Raw genomic sequence first — 22,534 nt, forward strand, 5'->3', positions numbered from 1 at the left:
AGTGCATGCAAAACTCTACATTGCTCGTTAGGTATCAACAAAAATGTCCATCAACGGCATTTTTGGGGATTCCCGACCCAGGTTAAGGGGATTTCAGGGAGCCACCCGCTTCCCCGTGGACCCGCCCGTTTTGCGCATTCATCCTTTCGTTTTGATTCTCGAAGCAACGGACTGAGAACAGGAATCTTCTCGATTGACTCTTTTTCCCGCCGTCACCTAAGATGAGTCCCGAGTGAGGAACGCGGAGGTGATACGATGAGTTTTACGATTACTCCTCGAGACTTGAAGGCTCGCCTGGACAAAGGCGATAAGCTCGTTTTACTCGATGTCCGTGAACCGTGGGAACATTCTTTGGCAAAGATCGAGGGATCGATCTTGATTCCTCTAGGGACGCTTCCGCACGCTTTGGACAGACTGGACCGGCAAGCGGAAATCATCGCCTATTGCCATCATGGGATGAGAAGCGCCGATGCCACCAGTTTTCTCCTTCAGCAGGGGTTCACGAACGTCAAAAACTTAGTCGGAGGAATCGACGCCTGGTCCGTTCAGGTCGATCCGTCGGTACCCCGATATCGATAGGGGATGATCGGCTGCACAATAGTCCACCTCTTCACCCTAGCTTTTCGCGGAAGTAGTCGACCGTTCTTCTCAGGCCTTCGGGCAATTCGACGCGCGGTTCCCAACCTAGCTCTTGCCTGATCCTGCCGGAGTCGATCACGCTTCTGGCTTGTTCGCCCTTTTTTGCCGGCCCATGCACCTCTTTGCAGGAAGCTTTAGTGAGTTCGACGAGCATGCGAAAGAGATCGTTGATCGAGGTCTCGACGCCGGTACCCACATTATAAGTCCCCTGCACTTCCTGGGCCATGGCTGCCAAATTCGCCTCGACCACGTCGTCCACGTAGACGAAATCTCGGGTTTGGCGTCCATTCCCATTGATAATAGGTTGTTCGCTGCTCAGCATCTTCTGAATAAAAATGGCGACCACCCCCGCCTCTCCTTCGGGATCCTGCCGCGGCCCGTAGACGTTCGCGTACCGGAGGCTGACATAGCGGATCCCGCTGATACGTTGGTAGTAGGCCAAGTAATGCTCACCGCTCAGCTTGCTGATGCCGTAGGGTGACAACGGCTGAGTGGGATGAGTCTCTGGCGCGGGGAAAAGATACTGTTCTCCGTAGATCGCTCCACCTGACGACGAGAAAACGATTTTTCTGACCCCGTGCCTGACCGATTGCTCCAAGACGTTCAAGGTTCCCAAGATATTGACCCGGGCGTCGAAGACTGGATCTTCCACCGAACGTCGTACGTCCATCTGTGCCGCCAGGTGCATGACAAGAGCAGGGCGTTCGTTCCGAAAGACCCGCTCCAGGCGCCAACTTTGAATATCGAGCTTGTAGAAGCGCGCTCGCCGGTTGAGGTTCCGGCGCTTGCCGGTCGAAAGGTTATCAACGACGGTCACCTCATGCCCCTCCTGAATGAGGCGATCCACGAGGTGCGACCCGATAAATCCTGCCCCCCCAGTCACCAAGATTTTCATGCCGCTCCCCTCATGAAAGATGTCTGTCGCCGACTTTCGTGTCGAGTGTTCGAGTCTTGCGCCCACCGTGGCTGCGGTCACCGCTCCGACAGCGCCAGCCCCGCTCCCGAGCCTCGAGTCCCGGCACCAAATGCGCTAACCCGTCAACTACCGGGGATCTCTAACGCCGGGCTCACCCGCCGCTTGAGCCCCAGCAAAATCTCGCGATTCCCCTTCTGCCCTAAGACCGGGGAGTCAAGAATTCCCAGCGGCGTCAAGCCCAACTCTCTGGCAAGCGCAACGATTTTTTCCGCGGCCGCGCGTCGCCGCCCGTCGTCCCTGACGACGCCCCCACGGCCGACCTGTCCGCGCCCTACTTCAAACTGCGGTTTGACCAAGGCAACGACGGACGCCTCACTTGCCAGAAAGCGGACGACGCACGGCAGCACCAAAGTGAGCGAGATGAACGAGACATCGATGACCGCCAAGTCGATGAGATCGGGCACCAAGGCTAGCGGCAGGTGGCGGATATTGTGCCGTTCCAACACGACGACTCGCGGGTCTTGGCGAAGCCGCCAATCAAGCTGCCCATATCCGACATCGACAGCATACACCCGTCTCGCTCCCCGCTGAAGGAGGCAGTCGGTGAAGCCTCCGGTCGAGCATCCCACATCCAACGCAATGAGTCCTCGAGGATCGATCTGAAATGTGTCCAGCGCCGCGACGAGCTTGTCTCCGCCTCGGCTCACAAAAGGGCCCCGACGCTGCGTTAGCTCGATCTTCGCGTCGATCGGAACCAGTTTGGCTTGTTTGTTGACAGGAACGCCGTCCACCCTGACCGCCCCCGCCAAAATAAGGCGGCCGGCCAGTTCCCGGCTTTCTACGAACCCTCGCGTCACAAGCACGCGATCCAGACGTTCCCGGGCCGGAGGCAGCTTCTGGACCATGAAACAACAGGCGGAGAATCCGGAGGGCAATGGCGCCTCGCCAGCGCCGAGGAACTAGGAGGCTGAGGAGGAGTCCTCGGTCTCGTCGTCTTCCAAGGTGAATGCGCGGAGCCGCTTTTTCCCGTCCTTTTCCTGGATCAAGATTTCCACCTTGCGTTCGGCTTCATCCAACATTTTCAGACAGGTTTTGGAAAGACGAATTCCCTCTTCGAAGATCTTCAGCGACTCATCGAGCGGCAGATCGCCTTTTTCCAGCTCGGACACGATGGCTTCGAGTCTGGCCATGGCATGTTCGAACTTCACTGCAGCCATGAGGTTCTCCTCAAAGCTCCTCCAAGAGAATGAGCAGTATTATACAATCCCGTTGGAAGAGGTCAAGTCGAAGAATCAGGCCACGTTTCCTGCACAGCGCACAACAACCGGCCGACCGACAACGTGATTTGGACCTCGTCGCCCATAGACACGTCGTCAGCCCGTCGCACAAGGTGTCCGTCGGGGACTGTGTGTACGATACTATACCCGCGCTTCAAAATCGCGAGCGGGCTGAGACCCTCCAGCGACATCAGGCGAGATCGAAGAGCTTGCCGCTTTGTACGGAGTACGGTGTCCATCTGCTGCTTCAGACGCTTGAGCAGTTGAGGCACCAGCGCGCACACTTCCTTGAGAGGCGCAAGCGGACTCTGCACCAGCAAGGCGTGGCGGAAGGCCGACACCCGTTGACGCATTCCAGCGAGGGTCTTCCTCATCCCCATCATCAGACGGACTCTCATATCATCCAGGCGCTGACTCTCGCGCTGCACTCGTAATCGCCCGATTGCAAAGCTGCTCCGGCAGCTTTGCAGACGATTTGCCGCAGCGGCAAGACGCAACCGCACAGCCCGGCGGGCGCGTTCCATCAATTCGTGCAACCGCTCGACGACCTCGTCAAGGACTGGTGCGATGGCTTCGGCCGCCGCAGAAGGGGTTGCCGCCCGGTAGTCGGCCGCAAAGTCGGCCAACGTGTAATCGATCTCATGTCCCACAGCGGACACTACCGGCACCTTGGACTCTGCAATCGCCCGCACGACCACTTCCTCGTTAAAAGACCAGAGATCTTCGAGCGAGCCGCCGCCCCGTCCCACAATCATGACATCGACCAGACCGGACAGGCTGAGCATGCGAATCGCTTCCGCAATCCGCGCTGCCGCCCCTTCTCCTTGGACTGGCACAGGAACGATCAGCACGCTCAGAATCGGACAGCGCCTGCGCAACACGGACACGATGTCGCGCACAGCAGCCCCGTCCAGCGAGGTCACGACGCCCACTCTTCCCGGGAAAGCCGGCAGAGGCCGTTTTCTGTCCGGACTGAACAACCCTTCCCACGCAAGGCGCTCCTTCAACTGTTCAAAGGCCAATTGCAGCGCTCCGAGCCCTTTGGGCTCGAGAGATTCGATCACGAGCTGATACTCTCCACGCGGCTCGTAGACTGTGAGGCGGCCCCTGGCGATCACCTGCATGCCATCTCTCAGCGCAAAACGCAGGCGCAACGAGGCGGAGCGAAACAGGACGGCCCGGATCTGGCTGCTGTGATCTTTCAAAGTAAAGTAGAGATGGCCGGATCCCGGTGCGCGGAGATTGGAGACTTCACCCTCGACCCACAGATCAGAAAAACGAACCTCGAGAGTGTCTCTGACAAGGATCGTCAGTTCGGAAACCGTGAGAACCCGTCTGGGAGGTTCACCCGGATACATAGAGGCCGGTCCGGTGGCGCTGGATCTGCGCAGGCGCTACTCGGCGATTCTGACGCGACGGATGGAAACAGCCTTGCCGAGCCGAGCGTCAAGCTCGATCAGGACCGCGCACAACAGGGCAGGTCCTGAGGCGACCTCGAACCGGCGAGGCATTCCTGTGAGAAATTTTTCGATCGCGAGTTCTTTCTTGATGCCGATCACGGAATGGATCGGGCCGGTCATCCCGATGTCCGTGATATAGGCCGTCCCTTTGGGCAAGATCTGCTCATCCGCCGTTTGAACGTGCGTGTGGGTACCCACCACCGCCGTCACCTCGCCGTCCAGGAAGTGTCCCATCGCCATCTTCTCCGAGGTAGCCTCCGCATGCATATCGACGAGTATGGCCGGAGTCTCACGCTTCAACCTGCCGACTTCTCGGCGGGCAACTTGAAAGGGACAATCCAGTGCGGGCATGTAGGCGCGCCCCATCAGATGGAGAACCGCGAGCCGTTCTCCCTTCGGCGTATCGACCACGATACTGCCCCAACCTGGCACGCCGTCGGGATAATTGGCCGGACGCAGAAGCCGGGGCTCATGGGGAAAGAACTCCACAATTTCCTTCTTGTCCCAGGCGTGGTTGCCGGTCGTGATGACCGAGAGCCCCATATCGAACAGCTCATGGGCGAGGTCCGGCGTGATCCCGAAGCCGCCGGCGACGTTTTCCCCGTTACCGATCACCACATCCACATCATGCTCGCTCATGACGCGGGGCAACGTCCGCGAAATGGCCCGCCGCCCGGGTTCCCCCATGATGTCGCCGATGAAGAGGACTTTCATGGCCTTTCGCGTTTACTTCGCGTATTCCACGAATCGGCTTTCCCTGATCACGGTTACTTTGATCTGACCGGGATAGGTCAGCTCCTGCTCGATCTTCTTGGCCAGATCGCGGGACAACTGAAAGGCTTCCGCATCCGTGAGATCTTCCTGTTTCACGATCACCCGGATCTCTCGCCCCGCCTGAATCGCGTACGCCTTCTGCACGCCTTTCATCCCGACCGCCAGCGCTTCCAGCCTTTCCAATCGTTTCACATACGACTCGAGCGCCTCCCGTCTGGCACCTGGCCTAGCGGCCGACAGGGCTTCGGCGGATGCGACCAGCACGGTTTCCGGACAGATCGCCTCCACTTGTTCGTGATGCGCCGCGATCGCATTGACCACCTTGGGGTCTTCACCGTAACGCTTGGCAATGTCGGCGCCCAGCATGGCGTGGGGCCCTTCCTCCTCGTGACTCACCGCCTTGCCGATGTCGTGTAGGAGCGCGCCTCGCTTCGCCAGCTTCACGTCGAGACCCAGCTCAGCGGCCATGATCCCGCAAATGTAGGCCGCTTCCCGTGCATGATAGAGGTTGTTCTGTCCGTAGCTCGTTCGGTACTTCAATCGGCCCAGGATCCTGACCAACTCCGGATGAAAACCCGACAGGCCGAGTTCGAAAATGATCCGTTCGGCTTCTTCGATCATCAGCTTGTCGATGTCGGTCTTCACTTTCTCCACGATCTCTTCAATCCTGGTGGGATGGATGCGTCCGTCTTGCATCAACCGCTCCAACGACACCTTGGCGATCTCGCGGCGCAGCGGATCAAATCCGGAAATGATGACTGCTTCCGGCGTTTCGTCGATGATAAGATCGATGCCGGTGGCCGCCTCGATCGCGCGGATGTTCCGGCCTTCACGGCCGATGATGCGGCCTTTCATGGCGTCGTTCGGAATCGGCACTACGGAGATCGTTGCCTCCGAGACGTAGTCCCTGGTCACCCGCTGAATCGATCGGGCGATGATCTCTCTGGCTTCCCGTTCTGCGTTCTCTTTCGCTTCCTCGATCGTTCGTTTCGCGATGCCAGCGGCTTCCAGGCGAACCTGGCTCTCGAGATCCTGCAACAATTGCCGTTTAGCCTCTTCCGCCGTCATCCCCGCAACCCGTTCCAGCGCTTCTCGATGTTCCTTGGCAGCCTGCGCACACGCCAGTTCTTTCTGAACCAGGCCTTCCTCGCGCCTGAGCAACTCCTGCTCACGCTTCTGCACTTCCTGCTCGCGTTTCTCCAGCATACCGAGCTTCCGGTCGAGGGTCTCCTCCCGCTGGACCAGGCGCTTCTCCAGAGTAAGAATCTCAGCCGACCTGGCCTTCTGTTCCCGCTCGAACTCCGTTTTGGCTTGGAACACCAAGTCCTTGGCCTCGAGCTTGGCTTCCTTGATCAGGTTTTCCGCCTCACGTTGCGCGCCCAGCACAATCTGCCGAGCCTGTTCCTCGCTCTCGGCCTGCTTGGCCATCAACGACTTCCGCCGGACCAGTTCATACAATCCGGCTCCCGCGAGTGCGCTTAACAGCACCGTCGCCACGTATGCCAGTACGGTGAGAGAAATGACGTTCACCCCCTTCTCGCTGACGCATGGACGTGCTCAGCCATGGATCCTCGAAATCGGAGAAGGATGACGGCTCCGCAACGCTCATCAACCAGAGCGGCCGCAGATGAGCAGGATCGGACGGACAACCGACAGAAGAAACGAGACCGACCTGTGAAAGGCCGGACAGGATCGGACAGGCTTTATGGGAGGAGAAGGACGGTCGACTTGCGGTGATCCCCGGGACGTCCCCTGGCACAAAATGAAGCGCCGCCCCTTCGGGCACGTCTCACCCCGTTCCACATCGCGGTAGACCGATCGGGCACCGTGACGGGAACCCGCTCACCCACGGGCTGTGGTTCAGGCAAGAAAAAACGCAAGCCTGATACCGTCCATAACCGAAGGGAAAGCGGTGCCATCCGCATGAACCCTTTTCCAAGCATCTCCAGGATTACCGCACAGCACAGCATCATGTTCGCGATCGTCGTGTTCGTCGTCCCGATTCCCGACTTTCCAGTCCCGGTCTCTCGTTTCTTACCGGCCGCCACATCCCTCATGTCTTTACGGCCGACGCACCGAATTTTCCGAGAAAGACGATAGCAAAGGACTGCGTGGAATTCAAGACGGAACTTCCTGCGAGAGGAGCGACGGCATCTCTTCTTCGATGGACTCCATGAGTGAAAGCATGCGCCGTTCGACGGCTGCTTCTCCCTGTTGCCGCAACTGTTCGGATTGGAACAGTTGATGGGCGATATTGATGGCGGCAAGGATCGCCAGCCTGGCGAGCGTCGCCGTCTTCATCCCTTTCGCCAGGGCCCGCATATGTTCGTCAACGAAACCGGCCAGTCGGCGCACATACTGCTCGTCGGCGTCCCCGCGAATACTGTATCGCTGACCGTAGATTTCCACTTCGATGGTCTTAGTCAAGCGCCACCTCCCTTGAATCCTCCAGGCACTCGAGCGCGTCCATCTCGTCCAAAACCTTCTCGATTCTCGTCCGGATATCGTTCCGCTCGCGTTCCCACCGGCGATTCAGATCGTCTTGGATGGCCAGCCGTTCCCGTGTCGTTCGCAGTTCCTCCTCGAGCGCGGCATTCTTCCGTTTTAGTTCCTGAACTAACTTGACCAGATCGCGAATGCGAGTCTCGAGCGCATCCAATCTCTCCAGCGACATAGGCGGACTTCTCGTTGCGGAACCGCAAATCGCGGGCACTATAAAAACTTCATCAGCGCTTGTCAAGAAAGCAACAACGGCTCAGAACGCGCCGCTGTTGAGGCGGAGGTATTCGTGGTAACTGCGAAGGACTCGTTTCACGTATTGCCGGGTTTCCTGGTAAGGAATCGATTCGACAAATTCGTCCGCATCCCGGCCTCGATTCATCGCGATCCAGGCGTTAACCGCCGCAGGCCCGGCATTGTAGGCGGCGATGACGTAGATCGGATTCCCCGAAAACTGCTCCATGAGTTGCTCGAGGTATCGGACGCCGATCCGAATATTGGTCTCCTGATCAAAGAGATCTTCCCGTTTCAAACCGGGAACCCCCAGACGCCGAGCCACCTGGTTGGCGGTGGTCGGCATCACTTGCATGAGCCCGATCGCGCCCACACGCGAGACCGCTTGCCGGTCGTATTGGCTTTCCTCTCGAATGATAGCGGCCACGAGATGCGGATCGACCCCCTTCGCGGCTTGCGCTTGAATAATGGGCAGAAACGCGATGGGATAGGCGAGATTCCAAAGCACGGAAGAAACGCCACCGCCGCCTCGTTCCAATTTCTCCCGAAAATGCAGTCGAGCAAGCCGTAACGCGTGATGATGAGCGCCCGCTTCGCTCAACAGCGTGGAGAGAGCCAGCACCACTTCCTGATCCCGTCCAAATCGTTCGGTCAGAGCGGCCAATTCCCTCGCAGCGTCCTGATCCAAGCCTAGAATTTTCAACTCGACCGCCCGGCGGTACCCGGCTTCCCGCTCGATTTCCACGCGCTTGCCGGAAGGCAGCAGACCGAGGCCATCGGATGGAGAATCCATCAATGCCGGTTGGAAAGCAGGAACCTCGGCCCGTTTCCGTGCCAACTGGCAGTAATAAGTGAACACATACCGCTGGCATACCTGCTGATACAGCTCCTTCGCCTGATCCTTGGAGCGTTCCTCGTGTTCCAACGCCCTCGCCGCCCAATACAGGGCCTGTGGTTCCCAATCCCTATCTTTTGCGGCGGCCACCGTGTGAAACGTGTCACTGGCGTCGCGGAACCGGCCGATCCGATATTGCACCCACCCGATCCGCCAGAGAGCATCGAGACGTTGCGACATCGACTCGCTGGTCTTCGCCGCTTGACGATACCGTTCGATCGCCTCGGCGTACCGAGCCTGATCCTCCAACCAGATCCCCGTAAAGAACTGCACGGTCGCTTTCTGTTCGGCGGACAGCGACGACTTGGCCAGCGACTGAGCCAAGTCGAGCAATTTTTCTCCCTCTCCTTCCCGCAGATAAATCCTGGCCAACCAGACGATCGCCTCGTTCGATTCGGGAACCCGCTCCGCCCCCAACTCCCGGAACACGGTTTTCGCCTGGTCATACTGCTTGAGTCGTACGTAGGCGATTGCGAGTTTGAGCCGAGCCTCGTGCCGTCGAGGGTGTTGCGGGGCCATCGCCAGGAAGGCGCGCAGTTCCTCGATCGCTTCGGCATGCAGCGAAAGCCCTAGAAACGCCAGGGCGCGAGCATACACGTCATCGGCCTGGGGCGACCAGGGCTCACCGCCGATCCCGGAGCCCAGTCGCGATTGCGCCTCGCGGGCCTCGGGCATTTGAGGATACCGGCTCCATACTTGCCGCAAGTACGCCCGGCCCTCTGCGAATCGCCCGTCTCGAACGGCGCAATCGGCCAAACGCAGCAGCGCCGACGGCGCGTCGGGATCTTTGTCGTTCAGCGCAAGGCCGTTGAGAAACCGAGCGGTTGCTTCTTCACAGGACCCGGCCCGATACCATGCCTCCCCGGCGCGAAAGGCCGCGCGGCCGGCGAGCAACGTGTCCGGCACGGCCGAAACGATGGAGTCAAGCAGCACCGCCGCAGGCCACGCATCGCCCGCTCGCAACAACGCTTCTCCCAGCCAGAACCGCACATAATCATCCAGAACAGGAAAGTCCCGTTGGGCCGCCCGAAGAAATCGCAGCGCCGCGGCAGGCTCGTGCTCGCTCAACAGCACCCCAATCAGTAGGCCGGCTCGCTTCGCCCACAAGGAAGCGGGATGTCGCTCCATAACCGCGCGCAGCCGATCGATCTTGGCCGAGAGCTGTTGGTCTCGACTGATAAACACGTCGGCTTTTTCGTTGACGGCGACCGCGGATCGAAAACAATCTTCGGCGGTTTCGCACGGGAACGGGGAAGACGATTCATACGCCCGTATCTCCAAGGCAAAAGAGGACCCGTCAAGCGCCGGCAGGCAGGCCAGAGAGAGCCATAAGACGGTGCGACGAAGCAGCCCCGGACGCATGAACCAACGGCGTGTGCGGAAAAGCGAGGAGAGCATGGCGTTCCAGCGACACATTATAACAAAGTATCACCGCAAAGCATTGCTGTAACCAAGCAGGACGACGACGTTTCGCTTCCACCGGACGGGACGGATCTTCGCCGGCCGTCCTTGTCGCGCCAATTTTCTGTGTGTTAGGCTCCGTTCAGCGGAGCGTCACTGATGCCAATGTCGTATCATCTATCGGCGCCGTCGGCTGTCTCCAATCTGCTGGCTTTCAGCAGCCGGGCGATGGAGGAATTCGTTCGGAGCTTCGGATGGCCTCCATATCGGGCTCGCCAGATCCTTCGGTGGCTCTACCAGAACCGTATTCGGGACATCCAATCCATGACTGACCTGTCGAAACAGGAGCGGACCATCCTGAGCAGTTGCGCCGATATCCGGCGAATCGAGCGTGTCAGCGTGCTGGTCTCCGACGACGGAACGAAGAAATTCCTATTCCGGCTGCAAGACGATCGTCTTTTGGAGAGCGTGCTGATTCCCGATGAAGGACGCCTCACCTTGTGCGTCTCCACCCAGATCGGCTGCACCCTGGACTGTGGCTTCTGCTTGACCGGGACAATGGGATTACATCGGAACCTGAAGGCGCACGAAATCGTCGATCAGGTGTTGACCGTGCAAGACCATCTGGGCACCCACGAGACACTGACCAATCTGGTCTTCATGGGTATGGGGGAGCCGCTCGCTAACTTCGAGGCGGTCTCCGACGCGATCAGCCGCTTGACCAACCGAACCTGGGGCGCAGGCTTTTCGTCCCGGCGCATCACCGTATCGACCGCCGGACTGGCGTCACGCTTGAAAGACGCGGCTTCGTTAGGCGTCAACCTGGCCATCTCGCTGAACGCGACGACAGACGAACAGCGCAATCGGCTCATGCCAACTGCGAACCGGATCTGCTCCCTGCGCGAATTGATCGCGGCCTGCCGCGACTACCCTCTGCCTGTGCGCCGCCGACTGACCTTTGAATACGTCCTGCTCGCTGGCGTCAACGACAGCCGAGAGGATGCGAAGCGACTGGCAGCCTTGGTCCGTGGAATCCGGTGCAAGGTCAATTTGATCCCCTTCAATGAATTTCCAGGGAGCGAGTTCAGACGGCCGAGCGAAGAGGCCATCCTGATTTTTCAATCCGTCCTTAAGCGCGCCGGGCTTGAAGTGTTCGTGCGCAAAAGTAAAGGAAGAGACGTGTTGGGCGCATGCGGCCAACTCGGCCGATCGGCTGCCGCCTTGCAGGGCCTCGCCTTGACACCCGTTCAACCCCGTTGTTAGCATGCGCCGCCCGATGCGCGTTGGAGCATGATCTCGGTGAAACCCATCGCACGACACACATCGCTGTGCACTGTAGCCCTGGCGGTAGGCTTGCTGACCGGACACGCCGCGGGCGCGGCCTTGCCCGAGCCACGCGAGCACGTGTTATCAAACGGCATGAAGGTGCTGCTGGTGGAGGTGCCGAAGGCGCCGGTGGCGACCGTGCAGGTCTGGTACAAAGTCGGCTCGCGCAACGAAGTGATGGGACGGGCCGGGCTGTCGCACATGCTGGAACACATGATGTTCAAAGGAACGGCCAAGTACCCCAAAGGCGCTTTCGATCGATTGATCCGAAAGAACGGCGGGATCAGCAATGCCTTCACCAGTCAGGATTTCACTTCGTACTTCGAAAACTTGGCGGCCGATCGGGTCGAGCTGGCCCTGGAGCTGGAAGCGGATCGGATGCAAGGCTTGTCGCTTGACGCGAAGGAGTTTCAACCTGAACGGGAGGTTGTCAAGGAAGAGCGTCGCCTGCGGATCGAGGACGATCCCCAAAGTTCCCTCGTCGAAGTGCTCTTCGCCCAGGCTTTCATGAGCCATCCCTACCACTGGCCGATCATCGGTTGGTTCTCCGATCTCGACGCCATGACGCTGGAAGACCTCCAACGCCACTATGACACCTACTACTCACCGAACAACGCGACTCTGGTGGTTGTCGGAGACATTAAAGCCGAGGCATTGTTGCCGACGATCAAACGGTTGTTCGAGCCGATTCCGCGAGGTCCGAACCCGCCGCCGGTCACCGTCATGGAACCGGAGCAGCGGGGAGAGCGGCGCTTCGTCCTCAAGCGCGAGGCGCAGGCGCCGTTTGTAATCATGGGATACCGTGTGCCCAACTACACGAGCGAGGATTCGTACGCGCTCGACATCCTCGAGTCGATTTTGCAGCATGGCAAGAGTTCGCGGCTTTACCGAAGCCTGATCTACGAACAGAAACTGGCCCTGGCGGTCGGCGCCGAGTATGGCCTCATGCAGGCTGACCCCGGCCTGTTCTATGTGTATGCCCTGGTGAAACCGGGACAAAAGGTGGAGGCCGTGGAAGAGGCACTGAACCGGGAGATCAAACGGTTGCAGGCCGAGCCGCCAACGGAGCAGGAACTCAAACGCGCCAAGAACCAGATCGAAGCCGCATACATTTTTCAGCAGGACTCCAACTTCCGTCATGCGATGTTGCTCGGCGAGGCGGAGACGATCGGTGCCGGTTGGCAGAAGGTCGGACAGTTCGTCAACCGCATCCGAGCCGTCACCGCGAAGGACGTCCAACGCGTTGCGCGGCAATATCTGACTGAAGACGCGAGGACCGTCGGCACGCTGATTCCTCTTCCTCCGCGGAATCAGCAACCCGCGTCGGCATCGGCGCGGCAACTCACGCGATAAAGGACCAGCGATGCGCCTTAGACCAGACAGTCCCGGCGATTTCCGAGCGAGCGCCGGGCCTTGCGGCCCGGCCGCACGTCTCCTCGTCCTGCTCATGCTCGCGCTGACCGTTTCGGCCGCCTGGTCTCCACAAGCGGTCGCGGCCGAACTCAATCCTGTTCGTTTCGTGACTCAGAACGGGCTCACAGTGTTGTTTCTGGAGCAGCACTATTTGCCCATCGTGGAAATCCACGCGCTCGTCAAGGTGGGTTCGGTGCAGGACCCCCCGGAAAAAGCGGGGTTGGCCAATCTCGTCGCCAGCCTGCTGGACGAAGGGACCGCGACGCGCAGCAGCAAGCAGATCGCGGAACAAATCGACTTCGTCGGCGGCTCGCTGGAAGCCAAAGCCTCCGAGGACTTCACCACGGCGTCGGTTCGTGTGTTGAAAAAGGACGTCGATCTGGGCTTTTCGCTGTTGGCCGATATCCTGATCCGTCCGGCCTTCCCGAAACAGGAATTTGAGCGGGTCCGGACCCAGATCCTGGGCGAGATCGTGAGCGACAACGACGATCCGGGCCAAGTGGCGCTGAAGGCGTTTCACCAGTTGGTCTTCCACGACCATCCGTATCGGTGGCCGGTGCACGGTACCGAGGAAACGGTGAGCAGGATCACACTGGCCGACGTTCAGACGTTCTTCGCGAAGGAATATCTACCGAACCAAACCATCCTGGCGATCGTGGGCGATTTGACGCACGACCAGGCAGCCTCCCTCGTCCAAACTCATTTCGGCTCGTGGAAGCGCGGCTCGCCGCCGCCGCGGACAACGCGCAAACCGGCCCCCATCGAGCGTAAAACGGTCCACCTGATCGAGAAGGCTCTCACGCAATCGACCATTATCCTGGGCCATACGGGCATCAGCCGGACCAATCCCGACTACTACGCGGTGACCGTGATGAACCACATTTTGGGGGCCGGTGGATTCGCTTCCCGCTTGATGGATTCGATCCGCGACAAACAGGGATTGGCTTACGGGATCATGAGCCACTTCGACGCCCGCCTGATGCCCGGCGCATTCATGGTGAACCTGCAGACGCGAAGCGAGGCCACGAACGAGGCCATCGCTGGAGTCTTAAATGAGATCAAGACCCTCCGCGAATCCCCGGTGTCAGATCAGGAATTGGCGGATGCCAAGGCTTTCCTTATCGGGAGCTTTCCGTTGCGGCTCGACTCCACCGCCAAGCTCGCCCAGGTGTTGGCTCAAGTGGAATTTTATGGTCTCGGTCTCGATTATTTCACGCATTATGCGAAATGGATCGAGAAGGTCACCAAAGATGACGTCCTGCGCGTCGCACAGCAGTACCTCGATCCTCAGCGCTACGTCCTGGTTGTCGTGGGCGACCAGGCGAAAGCAAAAGTGCGTCAGTAGCGGGGAGGGCGCTCGCGCGGTCGCCTCGAGCCCCGGCCGAAAACCTGCACCCGGACGGTGATGCAACCCGCCCTATCGAGCAAGCTTGAGACGATGCGAACCATCCTGGACGGGATGGGGTCCGTTCTTGTGGCGTTTTCCGGAGGCATCGACAGCACGGTCGTGCTGAAGGTCGCCCACGACCGGCTCGGCTCCCTCGCCGTGGCCGTTACCGCCGTCTCTCCGACGCTTCCAGAACACGAGCTGACGATAGCCCGTCGGGTGGCGATGGAAATCGGCGCGCGGCACCTGATCGTCGAGACAGACCAACTGCGGATCCCCGACTTCGTCCGCAATGACGACCGCCGTTGTTATCATTGCAAGACTGATCTCTATTCCTTGCTCAGCCGGATGCGCAATGATTTACGGCTGGCTCAGATCGTGGATGGGACTCACCTCGACGATCTCGGTGACGACCGGCCTGGCATCTCGGCAGCACGCGAATGGGGTGTGCGGAGTCCCCTCGTCGAGGCCGGTCTGACTAAGGCCGATATTCGCGCGCTTGCCAGAGAGCTGGGTCTTTCCAACTGGGACAAACCGGCTGCAGCCTGCCTTTCCTCCCGCATTCCCAGAGGAATTCCGATCACGAAGGAGACCTTGTCACGGATCGAACGGGCCGAAGCGGCACTGATGGAAGAGGGGTTCTCGCATGTCCGGGTAAGGGATCACGGGGACATCGCGAGGATCGAGCTTGCGGTCGAGGAGTTCTCCCGGATGCTGACGGATGGACGGCGCAACCGCCTTGTCGCGCGCTTGAAGAAATTGGGATTCCGTTTTGTCACGCTGGACTTGGAGGGCTATCGGCAGGGAAGCACAAATCGCTGAGTGCTGGGTGTTCGCAGGGCAGTCGAGTCGGTAGTCATCGCTCGAAACTCAGCTCTGTGGCGGTCTTCGCCAAGGCTGCGAGCGCTTCGTCGGCCAATCGCCGGTGGTCGGCATCCGTGAGGCTTCTCTCCACCACCTTTTCCGCAATCATTAGGGCCAGTTCGGTCGCCTGGTTACGGATCTCCTCGATGGCCTTGCGGCGTTCGTGTTCGATCTCGCGGGCAGCTTCGGTTTTGATCCGCTCCGCCTCGGCCGTCAACCGCTGCTCGTTCTCTTCCAACAGCCGTTGGGCACGCTCCTTCGCCTGAGCTAAGATGGCTTCCGCCTCCTGGGAAGCGGCGTTCAGCTTGGCTTCGTATTCGCGCAACTTCCGTTCGGCCTCCATCCGATGCCGCTCGGCTTGTTCCAGACTTTCTCGAATCTTGCGCTCCCGGGTTTCCAGCGCCTCCAAAATCGGCGGAAAGGCGAACTTGTAGAGCACCCAGAGCAGCACTGCGAATGAAACGATTTCCCAGAAGATCAACGAGGAGAAAAAGTGAGTCTCGAATTGCGGCATGATCCCACCCGTTAAACGGCCACAGGCGATAGGCGATGGGCTATCTTAGGGACACAAAACGGTGCTGTCTTGTCCCCCCCTTACACCTTAATGTCCATGCCCTTCCTCCCCGTGCAAATGAATCGCATCACCCAGATAGACGCAGGTCAGAATCGTGAAAATGTAGGCTTGAATCAGTGCGATGCCGACTTCCAAGGCATTCATTGCGATCGTAAACGCGAACGGCAGCCAGCCGATCAACAGGCCGCCAGCGATAGCCAGACCGAACAAGACAGACAAGATCGTATGCCCGGCTGTCATATTCGCAAACAACCGGACGGATAGGGAGACCGGTCTAGCCAGTTGACTGATCAACTCGATGGGAACCATGAGCGGGAGCAATAGCTTGGGTGTGCCCGCAGGGATGAGGATGCGTAGAAACCTTGCGCCATGGAGCACAATTCCTACTACAATGCTCATGACGAACACGAAAAAGGCAAAAGCCGCGGTGACGGCAATCTGACTGGTCACGGTATAGGAACCGGGGATCAGTCCGAGCAAATTACAGAACAGAATGAACAAGAACAGGGTGGCGATAAACGGGAAAAATCGCATCCCGTCCCTTCCCATCGTGTCCAAGATCATGTTGCGGATGAATTCCACAAACAGTTCGGCCACCGCCTGAAGTTTGGAGGGAACCAATTTCCGCGATGAACCCGCGGCCAGAAAGAGGCCGGCGACCAATCCAGCAACCATCCACATCATCACCACGGCTTTGTTGATGGAAATATCGAACCCGAACAGCGAGATGGGAATCCACTCGTGCAGCTCGAACGGGTGAAGCGGATTGTCCAAGACTCGTCCCTTCCTGCCGCTGTTGCGTTATTCGTTATTGATGTTACGATTGCGGCCACCGCTGGGCTGCTCGGTAAGCATTCAGCACTCCAGCAGCAGCACCAAACCCTAGTCCGATCGCCGTTCCCCATGGACTGGAGGCAAACAGATAGGTATCGGCAAGCCAGCCGAGCCCCCCTCCCACGATCAAGGCCGCCAGTAACTCGGTTCCGATCCGAACGGCCTGTCCCAGACCCGTGTAAAACGGATCGCTGGAGGGAGGCATGTGTGCACCTTCAGGCGAGCACTGCTCCGCAAGTCAGCACTCTGCCGGTCGCGAGCGCGCCATTCAAGCAAAAACACACGAGCGTTGTCAAGTAAAGGCGAGGGTCGTCGCGATAGTACGGGTCGCCGGAGCGGCGGATTCCGTCGATGCGCCGGGGGGGTTGCGCAACTGGCTTGGTTCCCTTGCCCTATGGTACAACCATACCGCGATTCCGCTGGTCAGTCCTATAACCGGTTTCAGGATATGGTTCATCTTTCGCGCGCGTCTTTTCTGAACGGCCCTCCGCAGCCGCTGGTGCTTTCCCTTCCCCAACCGGCAGCCGACCCCTTCGAGCTTTACCGCCGCATCGCCAGACCCAACCGACCGTCGTTCCTCCTGGAAAGCGGCAAGGGTAATGACTCGACCGCGCGTTACTCATTCATGGGCAGCGACCCGTATATGACGCTTACGGGCAAAAACGGGGCCTGTGTCGTGAACACGCCGGACCGGAGAGTGGTCTTGGCGCAAACGCCCTTTGATTGCTTTCAACGCGTCTTGCTAGATGGCAAAATCTCCAGACCCGACGGGGTCCCGCCTTTTTTCGGAGGGGCCATTGGGTTCTTGAGCTACGACCTCGCCCGCTCCTTCGAGACGCTCCCTTCGTTGGTCAAGGATGATCTCGACCTGCCCGATCTCTGTTTTGCTTTTGTCGATCTACTCGCCGCCTTGGATCACGGAACCCGGACGCTCCACTTGATCTTCTGTCCACCCTTAGCGCGGATGCTGAGCGAACCCAGAGAGAAGCTCTATCGGGAAGGGTGCGATCGCTTGGCGGAGCTGGAGGCAAGACTGACAAGCCGGTCTGTCCATGCGGACGATGCGGAACCCTGGAGCGCGCTGGAGATGCATCCGGACCAAACCCGCCAGGCCTACATGGGCCGCGTGCGGCGATGCCAAGAATACATCGCCGCGGGAGACATTTATCAGGCCAACCTTTCTCATCGATTCACGCTCACCTGGAAAGACGCTACCGTGAGGCCCGGCCCCAGCCGTTCCGCGGCCTGGCAGCCGTTGGCTTTGAACCTCTACGATCGGCTCCGCCGCGTGAATCCCGCTCCGTTTTCGGCGCTCTTGATCTTTGACGATGTTTGCCTCGTGAGCTGCTCGCCCGAACGACTCGTCAGACGACAAGGCCGCCGTGTGGAAACCCGTCCGATTGCCGGCACAAGACCGCGGGGCCGGGACCGCACCGAGGATCGGCGACTCATCGACGAACTCCTCACCAGCCCCAAGGAGCGTGCCGAACACCTGATGCTGGTCGACCTCGAGCGCAATGATCTGGGTCGTGTCTGCGAATTCGGTTCCGTGCACGTCGACGAGTTTATGCTTGTCGAGCAATACTCCCATGTGAGCCATCTTGTGTCCAACATCGTCGGCACATTGCGTCCCACCGTGGACGCGGGCGATCTGATCAAGGCGGTGTTCCCCGGCGGCACCATCACCGGCGTGCCTAAACTCCGGTGTATGGAAATCATCGAAAGCCTGGAACCCGTCCGGCGCGGACCGTATACAGGTTCGCTCGGCTATTTGAGCTGGAGCGGAGACTTAGACCTAAGCATCGTGATCCGCACGTTGGTCTTGACTGGCGAACGCGGGTATTTGCAGGTCGGAGCTGGCATCGTGGCTGACTCCGATCCCACCCGGGAGTACGACGAAACGTTGTTCAAGGCCCTCGCCTTTTTCAAAGCCCTGCAGGAAGCCTGACCATGTGGATCTTTTTGAACGATCGTTTCGTTCGAGCGGAGGAAGCCGTGGTTTCGGTCTTCGACCATGGTTTTCTCTATGGTGATGGAGTCTATGAAACCCTCCGATCGTACGGTCCTCAAATCTTCATGCGGGACCGCCACCTGGCCCGATTGCGTCGCTCGGCGGAGGCCATCGGAATCGAGATTCCTATTCCTTCGAAGGACTGGCCTGGCTTGTTGCACGAGGCCATGGCACGCAACGCCGTCGGTAACGAAGAAACTGATGCCTATCTCCGCATCACAGTCACCCGCGGCGAAGGCGAGATCGGGCTGGACCCTTCGCTCTGTCAGCATCCAACAGTGGTCATTGTGGCGAAAGCTCTCGCCGCCTATCCGGCGCATTTCTATCGCGACGGCGTCCATGTGATCATCGCGCGCACCCGGCGCAACCTGCCTGCGGCCTTATCCCCGCACATCAAATCGCTGAACTTCCTGAACAACATCCTGGCGAAGCAGGAAGCGATTCGAGCGGGAGCTTTCGACAGCGTCATGTTGAATTGGCAGGAACACTTGACCGAGTGCACGACCAGCAACCTCTTTTTCGTTCGCCATGGCCGACTCTGCACGCCGGCGGTCGAGTGCGGCATTCTGGATGGGATCACCCGGGATCTGGTCCTCCTATTGGCTCGCGAGCACGGGATCCCGACGGAAGAAGGCCGCTACAACGTCCCGGCTTTGCTGGAAGCGGAAGAGTGTTTCCTCACCAATACCAGCATGGAACTGATGCCCGTCACGCGGGTGAACGGATCCACGGTTGGATCAGGACGACCAGGTCCGACGACCCAACAGTTGCACGCGATTTTTGTCGACCAGCGCCGCCGTTTTGGGGAAGACTCACCGTGACCGTTCGTGCGGGCTTGACGGCAGCGGAATTCGATGTCGGCACAGGACTTGCTAATTTTTGACAGGTCCTGAGTGTGATGCTATGGTGAACACCATGTTTCCATTGTCAAGCCGAGCAACGATCACCCTGCAACCGAGTGACGTCAGCCTCCGGCCTACGATCGGCGTGGTGTTCTTTGCTCTGACGACGATCCTGCCCTTCCCTGTCCTCGCTCGGGCCGAAATCTACCAGTTTATTGACGCGAACGGCACCGTCTCCCTGACCAATGTGCCGTCTGATCCCCGCTATCGGAGAATCGACCTGGAGTCGACGAGCCTTCGCAACTCCTTGTCCGAAAAAGAGTTGGAACACGTGATCGCACGGCACTCCCGGCGGCACCGCCTTCACCCGGCGCTGCTGCGGGCGGTGATCAAAGCAGAGTCGGATTTCGACCCCATGGCGGTCTCGCGAGCGGGAGCTGTGGGACTCATGCAGTTGATGCCGCAAACAGCCATGCAATGGGATGTGCAAGACATTTATGATCCCGACGAAAACATCAGTGGAGGAGCCAGGCACCTGCGCTACCTGCTCGACCGCTTCCATGGCAACCTTCCCCTCGCCCTCGCGGCCTACAATGCAGGTGAAACCCTGGTGGACCGGTACCGGGCGCTACCGCCGATCGATGAAACGCGCCGGTATGTCTCCAAAGTCCTCCGTTATTACCGGCAGTTCCTGTTCGCCAATGCCGGTTCCGGACTCAAGACCGTTACCGCACGCGCCCACGCCACTCAACCACCTGACCTCGCGTTTTCGTCGTTTCCACGGCCATGACACGCTCGTTGACCTGCGTCACTTGGCTATGTTGGCGCCAATCCGGTCGCGTTTTTTCGGGGAAGTCCGCCCGGTAATGCGCACCGACACTGTTCTCTCGCCATAGCGCCGATTCGGCGATGCACTGTGCGACCTGAATCATATTCTTCACTTCCAACGCCGTCCTCGTTCTGAAGGACCGTGACACCAAGTGTGCCCAGCGCGACAGTTGCGCCGTCGCGCTGGCGAGGGAGTCCTGCGTCCTGACCAATCCGACTTTTCCCCACATCAGTCGACGCAACGAACTCCGCAGTTTCTCGGCATCCTCCAGCTCGCACAATCCGCCGCCTTCCAGTTCTTTCGCGGACGGAACCGCCGGAACGCCTGGCAGGCGCGAAGCGAACGCTGTCGCCGCCCTCGCTGCCCGAGTCCCGAACACCAGCCCTTCCAACAGCGAGTTGCTGGCCAGACGATTGGCGCCGTGAACTCCGCTGCAGGCGACTTCTCCAGCCGCGAACAGGCCGGGCAGGCTTGTCGCGCCCGACAGGTCGGTCCGCACCCCTCCCATCATGTAATGGGCGCTGGGCGAGACCGGAATCCACTCCTCCGTGATATCGATGTCGTAGCGCAGGCAGGTGGCGTAGATGGTTGGAAACCGCCGTTTGATGAACGCCGCGTCCAGGTGCGTGACGTCCAGGTAGACGTGGCGGGAACGGGTTGCCGCCATCTCGGACCAAATCGCACGGGCGACGATATCGCGCGGCGCCAGGTCTCCCGCCGGATGGTACTTGTGCATGAAAAGTTCACCCTTGCTGTTGCGGAGTCGGCCGCCCTCCCCACGCATTGCCTCGGAAAGGAGGAACGGCGGACTGGACGGCAGATAGAGCGACGTAGGATGGAACTGCACGAACTCCATATCCTCCAGTACCGCCCCGGCCCGCAAAGCCATCGCCATCCCGTCCCCGGTGGCATTGGGCGGATTCGTGGTCCGCGCATAGATCTGTCCTGCCCCTCCGGTCGCCAGCACCACCGCCTTGGCAGGGATCACGATCCGCTGCCCCGACAGCTCATCCAGCACCAGCGCGCCACAGCACCGTCCATCTACGACGACCAAGTCCACCGTGAAATGGCGCTCGAGTTGCCAGATCTGCTTGTGCCGACTTGCCTGAGCCAGTAACACCCGAACCATCTCGTTGCCGGTCGCGTCCCCGCGCGCTCGGAGGATGCGGCTGCGGCTGTGCGCTGCCTCCCGGGCAAAGGCGAACTTTCCGTCGACCTTATCGAATTCGGCTCCCCAGGCAATGAGTTCGTGAACGCGTTCCGGCCCTTCTTCCACCAGCACCCGCACGGCCTCTTCCCGGCACAGCCCATGGCCCGCCTTCAGCGTGTCGTTTAGATGGATGGCCACATCATCTTCCTCGCTCAACGCCACCGCGACGCCGCCTTGCGCATAGATCGAACTGCTTTCAAGCGGGTGACCTTTCGTCAGGATCAAGACGCGGCCGTGCGAAGACAGCTCGATCGCGGCGCGCAAGCCCGCGACCCCGCTCCCGACGACCAAAAAATCTGCCTCCGCCGTGTTATTTCGAGTCACCGACCTCATCGCTGCCCCTTCCCCGAATCGACATCCGTTTGTTCGGAACCCGCTTGGCGGACCGTCATCCCGAAGGGTAAATCGCCCTCCAGTCCCTTGAGAAGAATCGACTGAACTCCGACCCACTGAAGACGGCCGTGTCCGCGTTGGCGGATACCGGGTTCGCCAGGCTCCCGCTTCCACTGTCCTTGCCAATGCACGAAGACGTCGATATTGTCTCCGTCGATCACGATGCGCTCGATCGTCCAGTCCAGGGCGATCTCCTGGAAGCTGTCGAAGTCGCGTCGGACGTCGCGGTGCAGCCGCTCCAGCGCGTCCAGCGGCAACATCAACGCCTCTAACGCCGAAGCATCTCTATTGACGTAGGCTTTGCGCAGCGATTCGACCGCCGCGTCGATTCGCCGAAACCGCTCATGATCTTCTGGATACTGAGGCCCTTTCGACGAACAGGCGGACAGAAACATGGCGAGAGGAAACAAAAGCGCGATGAGTCTTACTATGCGACGTTCTGGCGTGACCATGCCGCAGTATAGAAATCCGCGTCGAAGCGGGTCAAGCGACAGGCACGGCGCAGCGGACGCGGTTCTGTTGGTCGATTGCTTGACAGCGTCGCAAACGCTATGGTACGAGACTGCCGCGTCGGGTTAGAGGCTTTGCGTAAAGCACCGCATAGTGCTTGCATTTTGCGCGGGAAGACTCTAGACTCCGACTGCGAGGAGATCGCGTATGTCAAGCGTGCTGAAGAAACGCCGGAAGAAGATGCGCAAGCACAAGTATAAGAAGCTGCGCCGGCGCCAGAAGTTCCTGCGCCGGAAGAGCTGAGGA

23 protein-coding genes are annotated in these 22,534 nt (G+C 59.6%); 9 read left to right on the forward strand and 14 right to left on the reverse strand.

Annotation, left to right across the window (positions count from 1 at the left end; translation table 11 throughout):
• Positions 1-255: 255 nt before the first annotated feature.
• Positions 256-579: a rhodanese-like domain-containing protein gene (locus ACWHTU_RS15585; protein ID WP_447860307.1), complete on the forward strand. Its 324-nt coding sequence runs from the start codon at positions 256-258 to the stop codon at positions 577-579.
• A gap of 31 nt (positions 580-610) precedes the next feature.
• On the opposite strand, the gene ACWHTU_RS15590 is transcribed toward ACWHTU_RS15585, so the two are convergent.
• From ACWHTU_RS15590 to ACWHTU_RS15630, 9 genes are all read right to left on the reverse strand, one after another.
• The gene (locus ACWHTU_RS15590; protein ID WP_447860308.1) at positions 611-1,534 is read right to left on the reverse strand and encodes an SDR family oxidoreductase; all 924 of its coding nucleotides are present in this window, start codon (positions 1,532-1,534) and stop codon (positions 611-613) included.
• Positions 1,535-1,677: 143 nt separating this feature from the next.
• A complete protein-coding gene (locus ACWHTU_RS15595; RefSeq protein ID WP_447860309.1) occupies positions 1,678-2,460 on the reverse strand; it encodes a TlyA family RNA methyltransferase in 783 nt (260 codons plus the stop codon).
• Positions 2,461-2,514: 54 nt separating this feature from the next.
• The gene (gene xseB, locus ACWHTU_RS15600; RefSeq protein ID WP_447860310.1) at positions 2,515-2,772 is read right to left on the reverse strand and encodes an exodeoxyribonuclease VII small subunit; all 258 of its coding nucleotides are present in this window, start codon (positions 2,770-2,772) and stop codon (positions 2,515-2,517) included.
• Positions 2,773-2,834: 62 nt separating this feature from the next.
• A complete protein-coding gene (xseA, locus tag ACWHTU_RS15605) occupies positions 2,835-4,190 on the reverse strand; it encodes an exodeoxyribonuclease VII large subunit (protein ID WP_447860311.1) in 1,356 nt (451 codons plus the stop codon).
• A 36-nt stretch (positions 4,191-4,226) separates the two neighbouring features.
• Positions 4,227-5,006 carry a TIGR00282 family metallophosphoesterase gene (locus ACWHTU_RS15610; RefSeq protein WP_447860312.1) on the reverse strand — a complete coding sequence of 260 codons (780 nt, stop codon included), beginning with the start codon at positions 5,004-5,006 and terminating at the stop codon, positions 4,227-4,229.
• 12 nt (positions 5,007-5,018) lie between these two features.
• Positions 5,019-6,587, reverse strand: a complete 1,569-nt coding sequence (gene rny, locus ACWHTU_RS15615; RefSeq protein ID WP_447863380.1) for a ribonuclease Y — start codon at positions 6,585-6,587, stop codon at positions 5,019-5,021.
• A gap of 597 nt (positions 6,588-7,184) precedes the next feature.
• Positions 7,185-7,493, reverse strand: coding sequence for a cell division protein ZapA (locus ACWHTU_RS15620; protein WP_447860313.1), 309 nt, complete (start codon positions 7,491-7,493; stop codon positions 7,185-7,187).
• Positions 7,486-7,740 carry a cell division protein ZapB gene (zapB, locus tag ACWHTU_RS15625; protein ID WP_447860314.1) on the reverse strand — a complete coding sequence of 85 codons (255 nt, stop codon included), beginning with the start codon at positions 7,738-7,740 and terminating at the stop codon, positions 7,486-7,488. The genes ACWHTU_RS15620 and zapB overlap by 8 nt, the downstream gene beginning before the upstream one ends.
• Before the next feature lie 81 nt (positions 7,741-7,821).
• On the reverse strand, positions 7,822-10,056 hold the full coding sequence (locus ACWHTU_RS15630) for a transglycosylase SLT domain-containing protein (protein ID WP_447860315.1): 2,235 nt from the start codon (positions 10,054-10,056) through the stop codon (positions 7,822-7,824).
• A 198-nt stretch (positions 10,057-10,254) separates the two neighbouring features.
• Between ACWHTU_RS15630 and rlmN the strand changes: the two genes are divergently transcribed.
• From rlmN to larE, 4 genes are all read left to right on the forward strand, one after another.
• On the forward strand, positions 10,255-11,358 hold the full coding sequence (gene rlmN, locus ACWHTU_RS15635) for a 23S rRNA (adenine(2503)-C(2))-methyltransferase RlmN (RefSeq protein ID WP_447860316.1): 1,104 nt from the start codon (positions 10,255-10,257) through the stop codon (positions 11,356-11,358).
• A gap of 27 nt (positions 11,359-11,385) precedes the next feature.
• Positions 11,386-12,774 (forward strand): M16 family metallopeptidase, encoded by a 1,389-nt coding sequence (locus ACWHTU_RS15640; RefSeq protein WP_447860317.1) that lies wholly within the window; start codon positions 11,386-11,388, stop codon positions 12,772-12,774.
• Positions 12,775-12,784: 10 nt separating this feature from the next.
• The gene (locus ACWHTU_RS15645) at positions 12,785-14,179 is read left to right on the forward strand and encodes a M16 family metallopeptidase (RefSeq protein ID WP_447860318.1); all 1,395 of its coding nucleotides are present in this window, start codon (positions 12,785-12,787) and stop codon (positions 14,177-14,179) included.
• A 93-nt stretch (positions 14,180-14,272) separates the two neighbouring features.
• A complete protein-coding gene (gene larE, locus ACWHTU_RS15650; RefSeq protein WP_447860319.1) occupies positions 14,273-15,043 on the forward strand; it encodes an ATP-dependent sacrificial sulfur transferase LarE in 771 nt (256 codons plus the stop codon).
• A 34-nt stretch (positions 15,044-15,077) separates the two neighbouring features.
• Here the strand turns inward: larE and atpF are convergent, their stop codons facing one another.
• The 3 genes from atpF to ACWHTU_RS15665 all read right to left on the reverse strand — a co-directional run bounded on the left by atpF (position 15,078) and on the right by ACWHTU_RS15665 (position 16,698).
• Complete coding sequence (gene atpF / locus ACWHTU_RS15655) at positions 15,078-15,599, reverse strand: F0F1 ATP synthase subunit B (RefSeq protein ID WP_447860320.1); 522 nt, start codon at positions 15,597-15,599, stop codon at positions 15,078-15,080.
• A gap of 87 nt (positions 15,600-15,686) precedes the next feature.
• Positions 15,687-16,433 carry a F0F1 ATP synthase subunit A gene (locus ACWHTU_RS15660; RefSeq protein WP_447860322.1) on the reverse strand — a complete coding sequence of 249 codons (747 nt, stop codon included), beginning with the start codon at positions 16,431-16,433 and terminating at the stop codon, positions 15,687-15,689.
• A gap of 43 nt (positions 16,434-16,476) precedes the next feature.
• Positions 16,477-16,698 (reverse strand): AtpZ/AtpI family protein, encoded by a 222-nt coding sequence (locus ACWHTU_RS15665; protein ID WP_447860323.1) that lies wholly within the window; start codon positions 16,696-16,698, stop codon positions 16,477-16,479.
• Positions 16,699-16,941: 243 nt separating this feature from the next.
• On the opposite strand from ACWHTU_RS15665, the gene ACWHTU_RS15670 reads away from it, so the two are divergent.
• From ACWHTU_RS15670 to ACWHTU_RS15680, 3 genes are all read left to right on the forward strand, one after another.
• Positions 16,942-18,441: an anthranilate synthase component I family protein gene (locus ACWHTU_RS15670; protein WP_447860324.1), complete on the forward strand. Its 1,500-nt coding sequence runs from the start codon at positions 16,942-16,944 to the stop codon at positions 18,439-18,441.
• A gap of 2 nt (positions 18,442-18,443) precedes the next feature.
• Positions 18,444-19,325 carry an aminotransferase class IV gene (locus tag ACWHTU_RS15675; protein ID WP_447860325.1) on the forward strand — a complete coding sequence of 294 codons (882 nt, stop codon included), beginning with the start codon at positions 18,444-18,446 and terminating at the stop codon, positions 19,323-19,325.
• Positions 19,326-19,419: 94 nt separating this feature from the next.
• Complete coding sequence (locus ACWHTU_RS15680) at positions 19,420-20,136, forward strand: lytic transglycosylase domain-containing protein (protein WP_447860326.1); 717 nt, start codon at positions 19,420-19,422, stop codon at positions 20,134-20,136.
• On the opposite strand, the gene nadB is transcribed toward ACWHTU_RS15680, so the two are convergent.
• Together nadB and ACWHTU_RS15690 are read right to left on the reverse strand one after the other, a co-directional pair.
• Positions 20,072-21,718, reverse strand: a complete 1,647-nt coding sequence (gene nadB, locus ACWHTU_RS15685) for an L-aspartate oxidase (RefSeq protein ID WP_447860327.1) — start codon at positions 21,716-21,718, stop codon at positions 20,072-20,074. The genes ACWHTU_RS15680 and nadB overlap by 65 nt on opposite strands.
• A complete protein-coding gene (locus tag ACWHTU_RS15690) occupies positions 21,715-22,230 on the reverse strand; it encodes a hypothetical protein (protein WP_447860328.1) in 516 nt (171 codons plus the stop codon). The genes nadB and ACWHTU_RS15690 overlap by 4 nt, the downstream gene beginning before the upstream one ends.
• 205 nt (positions 22,231-22,435) lie before the next feature.
• Between ACWHTU_RS15690 and ACWHTU_RS15695 the strand changes: the two genes are divergently transcribed.
• Positions 22,436-22,531 (forward strand): AURKAIP1/COX24 domain-containing protein, encoded by a 96-nt coding sequence (locus ACWHTU_RS15695; protein WP_083448210.1) that lies wholly within the window; start codon positions 22,436-22,438, stop codon positions 22,529-22,531.
• Positions 22,532-22,534: the final 3 nt, after the last annotated feature.

The sequence above is a fragment of the Nitrospira calida genome (genome assembly GCF_976986435.1).